This is a genomic window from Butyricimonas sp. RTP31003st1_G1_RTP31003_210430, from assembly GCF_040920905.1.
GTDB classification, from domain to species: domain Bacteria; phylum Bacteroidota; class Bacteroidia; order Bacteroidales; family Marinifilaceae; genus Butyricimonas; species Butyricimonas paravirosa.
Map to the genome: position 1 here is coordinate 15165 of NZ_JBCOSQ010000003.1, position 15606 is coordinate 30770.

Consider the following 15606-nt stretch of genomic DNA (forward strand, 5'->3'; position numbering starts at 1 on the left):
ACCGCAATATTAAATACTAAATACTTTACGGGCACATTCGTACCCTTGATTATACAAGTCCGTTAATTTCGTCACGTCTTGTTCGATCCGATCCACCTCCAACGGTTTCTCCGGACGAATCAAGATTACTTTTTTCTCCCGTTCCAACTGTTCCAAAAAATCAAGCGTCTCGTTATAACGTTTATTCTTTATCCTCAAGCTCTCCCGTAATGCCGGATATTTACGATACATGAACCAAGGCAATGATTTCTCTTTTTCATCTTTCCGGTAACCTTTATTACGAGTTAGGATCACCACGTTACGATCGAACCCGTCAGCTATTGCTTTCCGGATCGGGATGGCATCACAGATTCCCCCGTCCAGCATGGGTTCCTCGTCCACGTAAGAGACCGGACAAACAAAAGGCAGACTGCAAGAGGCCCGACAAATATTCAACAAACGTACCGGATCATGCTTTTCCTCGAAATAATTCGCCTCGCCCGTCCTACAATTACTCGTCACCATCACGAAACGCTCCGGGGAGGCAAAGTAAGTATCATAATCGTACGGGATAATCCGGGTCGGGAATTCATCAAAAATAAGGTCAAAATCCATGATACTCCGTTTCGTGAAAAAATAACGGAAACCGATATAATGGTACTTATCCAACAAATCAATATTACACGTCTTTGCCCGTCCCCGCTGACGGGAGGCATAGGAAAGCCCGTTACACGCTCCGGCAGAAACTCCGATCGTGTAAGGGAAATAAACCTTTTTATCCATCAAGAAATCTAACGCCCCGGCAGTAAATACGCCTCTCATTCCACCACCTTCAAGTACTAATCCCGTATGTGCATCTAATATCATAACCAACAAACATTTTTATCTTCTTTCGAAACAGGTGGAGCCACGTCCCACACATCACTCAAATCCGGCCCTTCACTTCCGGCGGTATACGTTCGCAAATGCTCTCCCGGATGTTCCCGCCAATAGTTCACGATCGGATCAATAAACTTCCAACTGGCCTCCAAGGCATCATCCCGCGTGTAAAGCATCGAATCTCCCTGCATGGCATCCAGCAACAAACGCTCGTAAGCTCCCGGCAGATAATTGTTACAAAGCGAGGCATACAGGAAATCCATCCCCACTTGTTTCACCGTAAAGCCGCCACCCGGCATTTTCAACCCAAACTTCAACATCACCCCCTCATCCGGTGTCATACGAATAATCAACTGATTACAGGACGAACCCTCACATTGTCCCTGAAATAACTTATGTGGCGTGGATTTGAAATGAATCACCACCCCGGAACGCTTGTCTTTCAAACGCTTGCCCGTGTATATATAAAACGGCACATGACTCCACCGCCAGTTGTCAATAAAAACTTTCAACGCCACGTAAGTCTCCATATCGGAATTCGGGGCAACATCTTTTTCCTGCAAATATCCAACCACGGGCTGCCCTTTCGATTCTCCGGCCACGTATTGCGCCCGGACAACATTACGAGGAATATCCTCCCCTTTCCATTGGCGAAGTGAACGTAACACCTTTACCGTCTCGTCCCGAATCACCTCCGGTTCCATCGTCGCCGGGGATTCCATCGCCACGAAAGCCAACAACTGCATCAGATGGTTCTGCACCATATCCCGCAAAGCCCCCGTTGTCTCGTAATATTTTCCCCGGTTCTCGATTCCAAGCGATTCCAAAGCATATATCTCCACGTAATCCACGTAGTTCCGATTCCACAAGGACTCGAATATCTCGTTTGCGAAACGCAAAACCAATATATTCTGTACCGTCTCCTTTCCCAAGAAGTGGTCTATACGATAAATTTCTTGTTCACAGAATACCTGCAACAAGGATTGATCCAACTCTTTCGCAGTCTCCAAACTCGTCCCGAAAGGTTTCTCCACCACAATCCTGTGCCAGCCACCCCGTTCCTTAACACCAAACAAGCAACTTCTCCCGATATATTTCGTGATTGCCTGTTGCGAATTCGGAGGGGTTGCCAAATAATACACCACCCGCATCGGGATGGCATTTCCCTCCATCAAAAACATCACCCGCTCTCCCAACTCATCGGCTCCTTCCACGGGATCAAAAGGTTGGTAGTACACTTTCTGTAAAAAACGATCCACCTCTTCCCCGTTCAATCCCTTCTCCCCTTTCAACTCCTGCAACATCGAACGAATAGACAAACGGAACTCGTCATCACTCATGGATTTCCTCGAAGTTCCCAAAATAACAAAACGTTCCGGCAACATCTGCCGCACGTGTAACTCGTATAAAGAGGGCATCAACATTCGTTTGGTTAAATCACCCGATGCCCCGAATATGACTAATACCTGATCCTCCGGTCTATTCATAATTACACATTATAAGTTCCTGAAACCGTCTTTCCACCTTTTCCCGTCCAGTCGGTATGGAAAAACTTACCCCTTTCGGCATCCGTACGTTCGTAAGTATGCGCCCCGAAATAATCCCGTTGCGCCTGTATCAGATTCGCCGCGGAAGTAAAATTACGTAACCCGTCAAAATAACTCAATGCCGAGAAGAAACAAGGTGCCGCGATACCATTAAACACGCAATCCACGACCACCCCCCGCAAAGCCGGCAAGGCATTTTCCATTCTCTCGTGGAAAAAAGCATCGAATAACAGGTTCTGCAATCCCGGACTCTTCGTGAATGCTTGGGTAATCCTCTCCAAGAATACAGAGCGAATGATACATCCCTTTCTCCATATTTTAGCGATTGTCCCGTAATCCAGATTCCAACCATTTCGCTCGGAGGCCCTGCGCATCAAGGAAAATCCCTGCGCGTAAGAGATCAGTTTCGCCGCGTACAAGGCATCCCTCACCGCCTCGATTCCGGAAGTGTTCAAGGTAATGCAAGCCTCCATATCCCCCACCTTACCAGAGGGGTACTGCACGGACGCTCTCTCTCTTTCGTTCACCAAGGACGACATGAAACGGGCAAACACCGCCTCCGACACCAGCGTCAACGGGTCCCCCTCATCCAAAGCCGCCATCACACTCCACTTTCCCGTTCCCTTCTGCCCGGCCACATCCAGAATATGATCCAGCAAATAGTCACCGTTCTCTTCCTTATAATGCAGAATATGTGAAGTAATCTCGATCAAAAAGCTATTCAGTTCTCCCCGGTTCCACAACTCAAAAATATCTCCCAAGCCGTCGTTATCTAACCCGGTTCTTTTCTTCAACATGGAATACGCCTCTGCGATCAGTTCCATGTCCCCGTACTCGATCCCGTTATGTACCATCTTCACGTAATGCCCTGCCCCGCCGGGACCAATCCATTCGCAACAAGGAGAACCGTCTTCCAGTTTTGCCGCGATCGACTGTAATATATCTTTCACTAGTGGCCAAGCCGTCACGGAACCTCCCGGCATGATAGAAGGCCCGTTCAACGCCCCCTCTTCTCCCCCGGAAATCCCGGCTCCAATAAAATAGAGGCCCTTCTCTTCCAGCATTTTCACCCGACGTTCCGTGTCGTGGTAATCCGAATTTCCCCCGTCAATAATAACGTCCCCCGGAGAAAGCCACGGGAGTAACTGCCCGATCAACTCGTCAACCGGTTCTCCGGCCTTCACCATTAACATGATCTTCCGCGGCAAGCGTATGGACTCCACGAACTCTTCAATCGTGTAAGTCCCGTGGAAACGCTTTCCCTTCCCTCGCCCTTCCACGAAACGGGTTACCACGCTTTCCCGGTCCGGGTGAACCCGGTTATAGACAGAGACCGTGTACCCTTTACTTTCCAAGTTCAAAGCCAAATTCTCACCCATTACCGCCAATCCGATCAATCCTATATCTGATATTTCCATCATAACAATAATTTATTCGTAACTCTATTGTACGACTATTCCTTTTAATTTGTTCTTAAATATTATAACAAAATTTACACTCGCAGAACATCCTACAAAAAGAGAGCCAAAATTGATCGATAAACAGAAAATCCCTGACTCTTAATAATCTACCAAATTCCCAAACATCGAAGTACTCAGATACTTTTCTGCCCTATCGGGGAAAATAACTACAATATTGCCCGTATCTATCTGTTCCGCAGTTTTCAGAGCTGCCACCATGGCAGCCCCGCTACTCATCCCGGCAAAAATACCTTCCCGGACAATAATCTCACGAGCCATGGCAATAGCCTCCTCGCTCTCCACCATCACCTGTATATCTATCCGGGAAGGATCGTAAATAGCCGGAACAATCGCCTCTTCCATATTCTTTAGACCTTGAATGTAATGCCCCTTCACGGGATGCGCAGACACGACTTTTATATCCGGCTTACATCTTTTCAAGAAACGGGATATTCCCATGATTGTCCTCGACGTTCCCAAGGCACTCACCAAGTAATCTATCTCCCCCTCCATCTGTTGCCAGATCTCGATGGCCGTGTTCTCGTAATGTGCCTGATAATTCCCGGCATTACTGAACTGGTCGGGCATAAAATATTTTCCGGGGTTTTCTTCCACAAGTTGATGCGCCTTCCGGATAGCCCCATCCGTCCCCTCCGCCGCGGGAGTCAGAATGACCTTGCCCCCGTACGAACGGATAATCTTTCTCCGCTCCACGGACACCGCCTCACTCATCACAATCTCCACGGGATACCCTTTCACGATACCGATAATGGCCAAACCGATCCCCGTGTTCCCGGAAGTCGGTTCGATAATGGTTTTACCGGGTATCAAACGCCCCTCCCGCTCTGCCTGTTCGATCATCTGCAAGGCGATACGATCTTTAATACTACCCGTGGGATTAAATCCCTCCAACTTGGCGAAAATATTCACATTCGGGTTCTGACCGAGACGATTAATACGCACCATAGGTGTATGCCCTATGGTTTCAAGAATGTTCTTCTTTACCAACATGATTATTTTTGATTTATGATTTACGATTTTAGATTACACTCCCCTCCCGCCGGTCTGAATACACCAAACCTACCGGAGAGACAATCACTGCCTACCGAAAAACGTTTATAGAAATATAAATGGCAGGATTAAAGACAACAACAACAGCAACAACAAGCACGGCCCATTCCTTTGAAAGATTCAAAGTTCGTTCCCCTCACTTGAAATTGACGATTAGAAATAAATGTTGTCTTCATAAACTTCAGATTTATAATTTATCAAACGACTTGTAATCGTTCATATCGCAAATATAAACAAATTATCTTATCTTCGCACCGCTATTTGAAAATGTAAATCCATTTTCAATTTTCAACTTTCAATTTTCAATTAAATATGATTTCAGTAGACGGATTAACAGTAGAATTTGGAGACAGAGCGCTTTTTAAAGATATTTCATTTGTTATTAACGACAAAGACCGGATTGCCCTCATGGGAAAGAATGGGGCAGGTAAATCCACGTTATTAAAAATTCTAGCGGGAGAACGCCAAGCCTCCCGGGGAAATATCTCCTACCCGAAGGAAACTGTTATTGCTTACCTACCGCAACATTTAATGACCCATAACGAAAGAACCGTTTTCGATGAAACGGCACAGGCATTCGCCCACCTTTTCGAGATGGAGAAAGAGATTGAACGGTTGAACCAACAACTCACCGAAAGAACGGACTACGATTCTCCAGAGTATTACAAACTCATTGAAGACGTATCCGCACTCAGCGAGAAGTTTTATAGCATCGACTCCACGCATTACGAGGCGGATGTTGAAAAGGTATTGCTGGGACTCGGATTCCAACGGGAAGATTTCAACCGCCCGACAGCCGATTTCAGTGGAGGTTGGCGTATGCGTATCGAGTTGGCTAAAATGTTGCTAAAAAACCCGGACGTGTTGCTACTTGACGAGCCTACTAACCACCTTGACATCGATTCGATTCAATGGTTGGAGGATTTTCTCGTGAATAACGGAAAAGCTGTCGTCGTGATCTCCCACGACCGGACATTTGTTGACAACATCACCACCCGAACGATCGAGGTCACGATGGGCCGTATTTACGATTACAAGGTAAATTACTCCCAATACCTCATACTACGCCAAGAACGGCGCATTCAGCAACAAAAGGCCTATGACGAACAGCAAAAGATGATTGCCGAGACGAAAGAATTTATCGAGCGTTTTAAGGGGACCTATTCCAAGACCTTACAGGTACAATCCCGCGTGAAAATGTTGGAGAAACTGGAAATATTGGAAGTTGACGAGGAAGACACTTCCGCACTGAGACTGAAATTCCCGCCCGCCCCGAACTCAGGTAAATACCCGGTGATCGCGGAAGAGCTTACGAAAGACTATGACGGACACATCGTGTTCCAAGATGCCCACTTCACGATTGAGAAGGGAGAGAAAGTCGCTTTCGTCGGTCGTAACGGGGAAGGAAAGTCCACGCTGGTAAAATGTATCATGGGTGAAATTCCCTATAACGGAAAACTGACATTAGGCTATAACGTGAAGATTGGCTATTTCGCCCAAAACCAAGCCTCTCTCATGGACGAAAGCCTTACCGTTTTCCAGACCATCGACGACGTAACTCCCATGGAGCTGAAACACAAAATCAAGGATATGCTGGGAGCTTTCATGTTCAGCGGAGACGACATCGACAAAAAGGTGAAAGTCCTGTCCGGTGGAGAACGTACCCGATTGGCCATGATCAAGCTATTACTCTCTCCCGTGAACCTGTTGATTCTCGACGAGCCGACGAACCACCTCGACCTCCGTACCAAGGACATCCTGAAAAATGCATTGAAAGAGTTTGATGGCACTTTGATCGTCGTGTCTCACGACCGTGATTTCCTCACCGGACTCGTCCACAAGGTTTACGAATTCGGTAACAAAAAAGTCAAGGAACACCTCGAAGACATCCAAGGTTTCTTGCGGAAAAAGAAAATGGAAAACCTCCGGGAGATTGAACGCAAAAACTGATAGTCAAATTCTTTTATTGCAATAATAAAAAATATCATCCATTCGTTTTGCTTGAATTAATATTATTCGTAATTTTACGAACAACAAATAAAGCTAAGAATGGAAACGAAAGAATACACCATAGATCAAGAGCAACTCGCCCGTTTCGCAAAAGCGATGGGGCATCCGGCACGAATCGCCATACTCAACTTTCTGGCCCAACAGAATTGTTGTTTTTTCGGTGACATCCATGAGGTCTTACCCATATCGAAGGCCACCGTTTCCCAGCATTTGAAAGAGTTAAAAGATTCTGGACTAATTCAAGGTTCCATCGAGCCTCCCAAAGTTCGATACTGCATTAATCGAGAGAACTGGGCCATCGCCAAGAATTTATTCGTACGCTTGTTTGATCATGGCAACACGAAAAAAAGTAGTTGTTGTTAGTAACAACTATTTTATTAACTATACTGTTCGTAGTTTGACGAAATACAAACATAATAAATTAATATCAATAACAATCAATTAAATTAAAACGTTATGAAAGTAATCCTACTGTTAACAATGTGTCTAAGCCTTTTCGCATGTGGCAACAAAAACACAAAAGGCAGCAAAACCCAAGAACAACAACCACAAAAAGATCATGTCGAAGTTCTCTATTTTCATGGCAAGCAACGCTGTATAACCTGTGCGGCAATCGAAAAAAACACCAAAGAAACGGTGGAAACCCTATTTGCCGACGAACTGAAAGACGGCAGCCTAGTATTCAAATCCATTGACATCTCTCAATCTGAAAATGAAGAGATCATCAACAAATACGAGGTCACGTGGTCTTCACTCTTTATCACGAAATGGAAAAATGGCAAGGATTCCACGGAAAACCTAACCGAATATGCTTTTGCAAAGGCTCTTTCCGCTCCAGATACATTCAAGGCAAACGTGACACAAAAGATTCGGCAACTACTAAAATAAACATCTATGGAATGGTTACAATCTTTATTGGATAGTAGCACCACCCCGGCTTTGACCGCCTTCTTGCTAGGACTACTGACGGCCATTTCCCCTTGTCCTCTGGCGACCAATATTGCCGCCATCGGCTTTATTGGAAAAGACATCGAGAACCGCCACAGGATATTTCGAAACGGATTGCTCTACACGCTGGGACGCATCATGGCCTACACGCTCCTAGGCATTATCCTCATCTTAATTTTGGAAGAAGGTTCAAGCCTGTTTGGTATCCAAAAATTTATCGGCAAATACGGAGAAATGCTACTCGGCCCTGCACTATTATTCATCGGGTTATTCATGCTGTTCGGTCACAAATTCAACCTGCCGTCATTCGGTTTCAAAGGTAATGGAGAGGGATTAGCCCGTCGGGGCGGATGGGGAGCTTTACTACTCGGGATATTATTCGCCATGGCGTTCTGCCCCACGAGCGGCGTTTTCTATTTCGGTATGTTGATCCCGATGTCCACGACATCGGCAGGCAGTTACCTACTTCCCGTTCTCTTTGCCATAGCAACTGCGTTACCCGTACTGGCCACAGCCTGGATTCTGGCTTTCAGCGTACAGCATATCGGCAATTTTTACGGGAAGATAAAAACCATACAAAAATGGTTGAATTGGATTGTAGGCGGGTTATTCACCGCCATCGGGTTATACTATTGTCTGGTTATAAATCTCTAAGTTTTTTCACACGAACAATGTTCGTAATATAACGAATTAAATAAATTAAATCATGGAAATAAAAGTTTTGGGATCCGGTTGCGCCAAATGCAAGACAACCTATGAAATGATCGAAAAAATCGTGAAAGAGAATCAGCTCGATGCAACACTTTCCAAAGTGGAAGACATCGTTGAATTGCTGAATTATGGCATCATGACAACCCCTGCCATCGTCGTCGATGGAGAAGTCAAACTCAAAGGTCATGTCCCCACGGAGAGTGAAATCAAAAAGATTCTCGGTATTTAATAACCTCTTCGTCATGAACAACAAGAAAGAATTGACCATCCTGTTTTGGATGATTGCTATTTTCGCAGTGGTCTTCTTCATGCCGCTCGGCAACGAGCGGTTCATGACCGCCATTGATGCCACGCTCGACCTTGCCAAATGGTACGCGCAAGAACACGTGGTGCTATGCCTGCTCCCCGCATTCTTCATCGCGGGAGTCATTGCCGTATTCGTCAGCCAAGGAGCGGTACTCAAATATTTCGGGGCAAACGCCAAGAAATGGTTATCCTACACGATAGCCGCCATCTCCGGTGGAATTCTGGCTGTTTGCTCTTGTACAATCCTACCGTTATTTACAAGCATATACAAGCGTGGAGCCGGACTAGGCCCTGCCATTGCTTTCCTCTATTCCGGTCCGGCGATCAGTATTTTATCAATTATCCTAACGGCTCGCATCTTGGGCGTGGAGATGGGTATTGCCCGTATAATTGGAGCTATCACATTTTCCATTGTCATAGGTCTTCTCATGTCATTCATTTTCCGCAAGGAAGAAAAAGCCAAAAAAGAGGAACAAATGAACATCACCCCACCACCGGAGAAACGTCCGATGTGGCAAACTTCATTTCATTTTTTCACGATGGTACTCATCCTTGTCTTCGCCAATTGGGGAGCCCCTGCCGCATCCGACAAAGGATTATGGTTTTATGTATTTACCTATAAGTGGTACATCACGGGAATCCTCGCCCTGTTCTTCTGCTGGTCACTCATCCGGATTCTGAAGTTACCTATCACATGGGTATTGCTTGGTGCGATTGCGACGGCACTTTCCGCCTTTCTCGCCAACACGTTTATCACTAATGCCAAGCTGGTCCCTTTGCTCCCGATGATTATAGGAATCACGTCATTGTCCGTGATTCTACTTTTTGACAAACGGGATGATGAAAACCGGGAATGGGCCTTTTCCTCCTGGGGATTTGCAAAACAAATCCTACCACTATTGGCAATCGGAGTTGTTTTCGCCGGATTCTTATTAGGTTCAACACATGATGACACGGTTATCGCCGGGATCATTCCCAATCATTGGATCGAGTGGGCTGTAGGCGGAAATTCACTGCTTTCGAACTTTTTCGCCAGTTTCACGGGTGCATTCATGTATTTTGCCACCCTGACCGAGGTGCCGATTATCCAAGGATTGCTTGCCTCCGGCATGGGTAAAGGTCCCGCTCTGGCATTATTACTGGCCGGGCCATCCTTATCCTTACCGAACATGCTGGTTATTCGTGGAGTTATGGGAACCCAAAAGACAATCGTGTATGTTGCTCTCGTTATCATCATGGCAACCGTATCAGGTTACATCTTTGGCTCGTTCTTTTAAAACTTGAAACTCGCAACTCGCCACAGGCGAAAAAAGAAACGGGGTCTAAAAACAGACCCCGCTCCAGCAAAAAAAATATAAAACACAACATTTATTTCCTATGCTTGTAGCGCACGAAGACCTCCATCGCCTCGTACTCCGCCATTCCCAACTTGTTATACAAGTCGGCCGTGTTACGGTTACGGTCTTCGGCTCGCTGCCAGAACTCGCGAGGATCATCTCCCGGGTAAGCCGGTCCGTTATTCTGTGAACCGTGTCGGTAAATCGCTTGTCGTTTGATGGATAACTCCGACGGGCTTACCGGCACCGCCATATCCACCTTCTCGATCTCCCATTCCAACCAAGCCCCGCGGTACAACCACACGTAACAATCCTTGAACCAGTCATCCTCACACACGACGTCAAAAGCCTGCATGATCGCATCCAGACAAACACTATGCGTTCCGTGCGGATCGGCCAAGTCTCCGGCAGCATAAATCTGGTGAGGTTTCACCTCCCGCAACAGATTCACGATAATATCAATATCTTCTTTTCCCAACGGGTTCTTTTTCACGGAACCCGTTTCATAGAAAGGCAAATTCAAAAAATGTACTCTCTCCGAGGGGATACCCATAAACCGACAAGCTGCCAAAGCCTCTGCCGCCCGCAAGGCCGTCTTGAACTTCAGCACCTCTTTAGGTTCACTTCCCTCCGGTTTCAGATTCCGAATCGTCTCCTTCACCTGCTTGTACCCCTCGCCGGACACTCCCATATTTTGGGCGAACAAATCGGCAATATCCATCATCTCGTACAGGTAATCGTCAAACACGGCGATATTCCCGGACGTTTGGTAAACCGCATGAACTTCATGCCCCTGTTCCACCAAACGGGCCTCCGTTCCTCCCATCGAGATCACGTCATCATCCGGATGCGGACTGAAAATCAACACCCGTTTCGGGTAAGGATTCGCTCTTTCCGGACGGGTTGAATCATCCGCGTTAGGTTTCCCTCCCGGCCACCCGGAAATGGTGTGCTGCATATCATTAAACACGGCAATATTCACCTTGTTTGCAGAACCGAACTTCTCGATCAGATCGCTCAAACCGTTATCTTGATAATCTTTATCTTCGACTTTCAAAATGGGCTTTTTCAACTTCTGGCACAACCGAATCACCGCTTTACGAATCAGCTTATCATCCCAATCCACCTTGCTCACCAACCACGGGTAATCCGCCCGGGTCAATTCGCTAGCCGCACTCTCATCAATAATAAATTGCACGTTAGAATGCATCTGCAAGAAAGTTGCCGGAACCGAATCTGACACCCGTCCTTCCACGGTAGCCTTGATAATCGGGGCCTTTTTCTCTCCCCACGCCATCAAGATCACTCTCCGGGCCTGCATGATCGTCCCGACTCCCATCGTGATCGCTTTCGTGGGTACCAGATTCCTACTTCCGAAATCCTTTATCGCGTCTTTTATCGTCAAGTCGTTCAAGAACACCTTCCGGGTCTGGGACGTGATAAAAGACCCCGGCTCGTTAAAACCGATATGTCCCGTACGTCCGATACCCAATATCTGGAGGTCAATTCCCCCGGCAGCATCGATCGCCTTCTCGTAATCCCGACAGAATTTATCTATTTCATCCCCTTCCAGCGTTCCGTCCGGGATATGAATATTCTTCGGGTCTATATCTATATGATCAAACAAATGGTGGTGCATGAAATAATGGTAGCTCTGCTCCGACTCTTTCGGCATCGGCAGATACTCGTCCAAATTGAACGTAACCACATTACGGAAAGAAACGCCTTCTTCCCGGTGCATCCTCACCAGCTCTTGATACAACTTGATCGGGGAAACCCCGGTCGCCAAACCTAAAACGCACTTTTCACTGCTAACCGCTTTCGTTTGTACCAAATCCACAATCTCACGGGCAACGGCCTTCACAGCCTCGTCCGCTGTTTCATAAATCTGAACAGGAATCTTCTCGAACCTGTTGGCTCCCTCGCCCTTAGCGATGTAGTTTTTAGTAATCATCATATCTTTATCTTTAATTTTTTCCTTGTCAATAAAGCGAGTACCCGCATTCCGTGTCATCATACAAATGTTCCATGACCATCATCAACGTACCCAATATCGCCGAATAAACACCCAGATTACTCATCTTCAACTCGCAATGTCCTCGCATACGAGCCAAAGCGTACTTATTTATCGCCTGTTGAACCGGAACCAGCATCAAATCGCCCGCTTGCACGATCTCCCCACCGATGACTACCATGTCCGGGTTAAACAAATGTACCATCGTGGCTATTCCCTCTCCCAACTTCTCTCCCGCACGATGCAATAGGTCGATAGCCGAAATATCATCTTTCCGGGCCGCCTCGATAATATCCTGTAACGGCTTACCGGCCACCTTCTCGATAGCCCGTCCCGAAGACACGGTTTCCAAGCAACCGATCTTTCCGCAATGACATGGAGCCTCCAACCCAGAAATACGGATATGCCCGAACTCTCCCGCCATGCCAATTCCCCCGCGATATAATTTCGAGTTCAGGATCATCCCCAAACCGATACACTCGTTCACGCTAATACACAAAACGTTATTCACGTCTTTGGCTACCCCGAACGTGTGTTCCGCCATGGCCATCACGTTAGAATCGTTATCAATAAATACCGGGATTTTCAGCATTTCCTCCAAAATACTCTTTATCCCCGGTTGTTCATACGTCAAATAAGTATACGAAGTTCCCTCCCGATCGATCAACCCCGGAAGAGCGAAACCTGCCATCTTGATCTTTGCCCGATCTACATTCAAACGCCCAATCGTCTCGTCAATCTTCTCCCGCACGTAACGGAGAGTCGCCTCATCATCCTGCTCTTCCAAAATCGAGGGATATTCCAGAATACCCTCAATCGGCTCATTCTTCAAATTGAAGATAGCCACCCGCAGGTACTCCCGACCAATATCCACTCCTAATATATACGCGGCATCCGGATTTAATGAAAACACGTGAGGACGTTTACCCCCGATCGAATTTCCGCATCCCCGGTCAATCACCCATCCCTCTTCGATCAACTCTTCGATCATGCGACTAACCGTCGGTGTGGTCACGTTTGTCAGGCGACAAATCTCAGGCTTGGACAACTCTCCCATCCGGTAAAGAAAACCGATAATTGCTTTCTTCTGCAAGTACCGTTTCTCTTTCAATCCCGGTAGTGAACCTTTATTTATGGTATTCGAGTCATTCATCGCTCTCCGTTTTTCAAAAAGAATCGTGTTTATTCCATCACAAATATACGAATACTTTCTAAAATATTTACGTAAGTCAAGCTAAAAATGAAAAATATTTTCATTACAAACTCTATTTTATAAAATTACATTCCCCAAACGAGTACTTGAAAATAAAAAAGTGTATTTTTACAAATTAACCATTAAAAGGGGATTTAGCGACTATGGTAACGAAATTGGAAATACAAAAACACTTGAAATACCTGAAAAACGGGGCAAGTAAAAAGTTCATCGAACTATTCAACAACTTCGACGAAGAAGATTTGTGTGACCGTAAAAATTTCACCGGACACATCACGGCAAGCGGAACGATCATCCACATTCCCTCCCGTGAAGTCCTGTTACTACATCACAAGACCCTTGATAAATGGCATATTCCCGGTGGCCACGTGGACCTCGACGATGATTCTCTCTTCGAAGCTGCATTACGGGAAGTGGAAGAAGAAACCGGACTGACAGCCGAACAACTGATTCCCATCAACCTCATTAAAAACAAACCCTATTGCGTTGAGATCAATTCCCACCCGATCCCACGTAATGAGAAGAAAAACGAAGATCAGCACTATCATCACGATTTTCGTTTCGTATTCGCATATACCGGGAATAAACGTATACACATAGACTTGAACGAAAGCCTAGATTACAAATGGCTTTCTATTGACGATCCCTACCTGCAAGAGATCATGACAACTCCCGAAACACTCGATTCTATTTTACTGGAAGGACTGGAAAGTTACGAACAATCCGTTAAACAGGTTCGCCATAACGATTACCTCGTAACACCCCTAGCCAGCTACTTGTTTCGATTAGGTCAACTCCATTACGACCGGGGCAACTGGGAATCCGCGGAACAGATGTTCCGTCGCTCTGTTTCCGCTTACGAGGACACGTACGACGACGAGTACGAGACGCCGCCATCCATTCTGGCCGCTTGCTGGAACTTGGCTACCGTCTACGAAAAAACAAATCGTCATTCTCAGAAATTACAAGCACTTGAAAAAGGCCTAAACTTTGCCAAGGAATTCGCCCGTCTCGACGAAAACTTCCTTCCCGAAATCTCCGAGTTCACGGAACAGATTGATGCCTCCCGTCATTCCACGGGACAACTATAACATCCCTCCCCTTCGAACTCGATTTCCACGGTCAGGTGATCTATGCCCGCCTCCTTCAACCGATCCACGGCATCATGTTTCACCCGGATGGCATCCGCCCGGGAAATATCATCAGCCACAATCAGGTGAGCCGAAGCGATATTCCTTTCCCCGTCCAGCGTCCACACGTGCAGGTCATGCACGTCCTTCACGTTCGGCACCTCTAGCAAAATGGCCTTTATCTTATCCTCCGGCATATGTTCCGGCGCAGCTTGCAAAAGGATTCTGAAAATTGCGTACAAATTCCGGCACACGTTCGTCAGAATAAACACCCCGATACCAACCGAAAGTAGCGGATCGATAAAATACCATCCCGTGTAACGAATAATCACGCTACCGATCAACACGGCCACCCATCCCAGCACGTCCTCCAGCAAATGCAACATCACGGCCCGCTGGCTGATCGAATTTCCTTTCATCAACCGCAAGGCAGCGAACCCGTTCACGACAAGTCCCGCCACCGCCAACCACATCATCCCGGAGTAATTCACCTCCGCGGGATGAAATAGACGGGGAATCGTCTCCATGAACACGAAGATCGACCCTACCAGCAACACGATCGAATTGATTAACGCCCCCAGCGTCGAAAATCGTTTATACCCGTAAGTAAATGTCACGGTCCTCTTCTTTCTCGAATAACGTTCCAGAAAATAAGAAACCCCGATAGAAAAAGCATCCCCGAAATCATGTACCGCATCGGAAATAATAGCCACCGAATTGGTCCATATTCCCCCAACAATCTCGATAACGGCAAATCCCAGATTCAGGAAAAAAGCGATACCCAAATTCTTCGTACTCTCTCCATGAGCGTGTTGATGCCCGGTATGTGAATGATCGTGTCCCATAATTACATTCTTTAATAACAAAAATACTCATTTTACGAAAGAAAGTTTCATTCCTATCTAATAAAAATCTATCTTTGCCCCTCGAAAAAGTGGAAAGATTTGGCTGATTGCAACCACGGAAAAAAAGCGCTAAAATGCATATTTAATTCTGAATTC

Annotated in this window: 14 protein-coding genes; 7 read left to right on the forward strand and 7 right to left on the reverse strand. The window is 46.4% G+C overall.

What is annotated here, in order from left to right; all coding sequences use genetic code 11:
• Positions 1–9: 9 nt before the first annotated feature.
• The 4 genes from AB5542_RS01460 to AB5542_RS01475 form a co-directional block, all read right to left on the reverse strand.
• Positions 10–846 (reverse strand): patatin family protein, encoded by an 837-nt coding sequence (locus AB5542_RS01460; protein ID WP_410518821.1) that lies wholly within the window; start codon positions 844–846, stop codon positions 10–12.
• Complete coding sequence (gene zwf / locus AB5542_RS01465) at positions 843–2345, reverse strand: glucose-6-phosphate dehydrogenase (protein WP_279040460.1); 1503 nt, start codon at positions 2343–2345, stop codon at positions 843–845. Before zwf ends, AB5542_RS01460 begins: the two co-directional genes overlap by 4 nt.
• A gap of 2 nt (positions 2346–2347) precedes the next feature.
• Complete coding sequence (gene gnd, locus AB5542_RS01470; RefSeq protein WP_279040461.1) at positions 2348–3823, reverse strand: decarboxylating NADP(+)-dependent phosphogluconate dehydrogenase; 1476 nt, start codon at positions 3821–3823, stop codon at positions 2348–2350.
• A gap of 141 nt (positions 3824–3964) precedes the next feature.
• Positions 3965–4873 carry a PLP-dependent cysteine synthase family protein gene (locus tag AB5542_RS01475; RefSeq protein WP_279040488.1) on the reverse strand — a complete coding sequence of 303 codons (909 nt, stop codon included), beginning with the start codon at positions 4871–4873 and terminating at the stop codon, positions 3965–3967.
• A 375-nt stretch (positions 4874–5248) separates the two neighbouring features.
• On the opposite strand from AB5542_RS01475, the gene AB5542_RS01480 reads away from it, so the two are divergent.
• The 6 genes from AB5542_RS01480 to AB5542_RS01505 all read left to right on the forward strand — a co-directional run bounded on the left by AB5542_RS01480 (position 5249) and on the right by AB5542_RS01505 (position 10188).
• Positions 5249–6886, forward strand: coding sequence for an ABC-F family ATP-binding cassette domain-containing protein (locus tag AB5542_RS01480; protein ID WP_279040462.1), 1638 nt, complete (start codon positions 5249–5251; stop codon positions 6884–6886).
• 99 nt (positions 6887–6985) lie between these two features.
• Positions 6986–7309, forward strand: coding sequence for an ArsR/SmtB family transcription factor (locus tag AB5542_RS01485; protein WP_279040463.1), 324 nt, complete (start codon positions 6986–6988; stop codon positions 7307–7309).
• 93 nt (positions 7310–7402) lie between these two features.
• Positions 7403–7834: a nitrophenyl compound nitroreductase subunit ArsF family protein gene (locus tag AB5542_RS01490; RefSeq protein ID WP_279040464.1), complete on the forward strand. Its 432-nt coding sequence runs from the start codon at positions 7403–7405 to the stop codon at positions 7832–7834.
• Between the two features lie 6 nt (positions 7835–7840).
• The gene (locus tag AB5542_RS01495; RefSeq protein WP_279040465.1) at positions 7841–8548 is read left to right on the forward strand and encodes an aromatic aminobenezylarsenical efflux permease ArsG family transporter; all 708 of its coding nucleotides are present in this window, start codon (positions 7841–7843) and stop codon (positions 8546–8548) included.
• 52 nt (positions 8549–8600) lie between these two features.
• Positions 8601–8834 (forward strand): thioredoxin family protein, encoded by a 234-nt coding sequence (locus tag AB5542_RS01500; protein ID WP_027202052.1) that lies wholly within the window; start codon positions 8601–8603, stop codon positions 8832–8834.
• 13 nt (positions 8835–8847) lie between these two features.
• Entirely contained in the window at positions 8848–10188 is a 1341-nt protein-coding gene (locus AB5542_RS01505; RefSeq protein WP_279040466.1) for a permease, read from the forward strand.
• A gap of 91 nt (positions 10189–10279) precedes the next feature.
• On the opposite strand, the gene nagB is transcribed toward AB5542_RS01505, so the two are convergent.
• Both nagB and AB5542_RS01515 read right to left on the reverse strand, forming a co-directional pair.
• The gene (gene nagB, locus AB5542_RS01510; RefSeq protein WP_410518822.1) at positions 10280–12202 is read right to left on the reverse strand and encodes a glucosamine-6-phosphate deaminase; all 1923 of its coding nucleotides are present in this window, start codon (positions 12200–12202) and stop codon (positions 10280–10282) included.
• Between the two features lie 28 nt (positions 12203–12230).
• The gene (locus tag AB5542_RS01515) at positions 12231–13415 is read right to left on the reverse strand and encodes an ROK family transcriptional regulator (RefSeq protein WP_279040468.1); all 1185 of its coding nucleotides are present in this window, start codon (positions 13413–13415) and stop codon (positions 12231–12233) included.
• 203 nt (positions 13416–13618) lie between these two features.
• Between AB5542_RS01515 and AB5542_RS01520 the strand changes: the two genes are divergently transcribed.
• The gene (locus tag AB5542_RS01520; protein WP_279040469.1) at positions 13619–14566 is read left to right on the forward strand and encodes an NUDIX domain-containing protein; all 948 of its coding nucleotides are present in this window, start codon (positions 13619–13621) and stop codon (positions 14564–14566) included.
• On the opposite strand, the gene AB5542_RS01525 is transcribed toward AB5542_RS01520, so the two are convergent.
• Positions 14545–15450: a cation diffusion facilitator family transporter gene (locus AB5542_RS01525; protein ID WP_279040470.1), complete on the reverse strand. Its 906-nt coding sequence runs from the start codon at positions 15448–15450 to the stop codon at positions 14545–14547. The genes AB5542_RS01520 and AB5542_RS01525 overlap by 22 nt on opposite strands.
• Positions 15451–15606 lie beyond the last annotated feature (156 nt).

Coding starts and splice junctions, on each gene's coding strand:
- zwf (WP_279040460.1), bottom strand. CDS start 2,345: ATGAATAGACCGGAGGATCAGGTATTAGTCATATTCGGGGCATCGGGT.
- AB5542_RS01500 (WP_027202052.1), top strand. CDS start 8,601: ATGGAAATAAAAGTTTTGGGATCCGGTTGCGCCAAATGCAAGACAACC.
- AB5542_RS01490 (WP_279040464.1), top strand. CDS start 7,403: ATGAAAGTAATCCTACTGTTAACAATGTGTCTAAGCCTTTTCGCATGT.
- AB5542_RS01495 (WP_279040465.1), top strand. CDS start 7,841: ATGGAATGGTTACAATCTTTATTGGATAGTAGCACCACCCCGGCTTTG.
- AB5542_RS01520 (WP_279040469.1), top strand. CDS start 13,619: ATGGTAACGAAATTGGAAATACAAAAACACTTGAAATACCTGAAAAAC.
- AB5542_RS01525 (WP_279040470.1), bottom strand. CDS start 15,450: ATGGGACACGATCATTCACATACCGGGCATCAACACGCTCATGGAGAG.
- nagB (WP_410518822.1), bottom strand. CDS start 12,202: ATGATTACTAAAAACTACATCGCTAAGGGCGAGGGAGCCAACAGGTTC.
- AB5542_RS01505 (WP_279040466.1), top strand. CDS start 8,848: ATGAACAACAAGAAAGAATTGACCATCCTGTTTTGGATGATTGCTATT.
- gnd (WP_279040461.1), bottom strand. CDS start 3,823: ATGGAAATATCAGATATAGGATTGATCGGATTGGCGGTAATGGGTGAG.
- AB5542_RS01485 (WP_279040463.1), top strand. CDS start 6,986: ATGGAAACGAAAGAATACACCATAGATCAAGAGCAACTCGCCCGTTTC.
- AB5542_RS01515 (WP_279040468.1), bottom strand. CDS start 13,415: ATGAATGACTCGAATACCATAAATAAAGGTTCACTACCGGGATTGAAA.
- AB5542_RS01460 (WP_410518821.1), bottom strand. CDS start 846: ATGATATTAGATGCACATACGGGATTAGTACTTGAAGGTGGTGGAATG.
- AB5542_RS01480 (WP_279040462.1), top strand. CDS start 5,249: ATGATTTCAGTAGACGGATTAACAGTAGAATTTGGAGACAGAGCGCTT.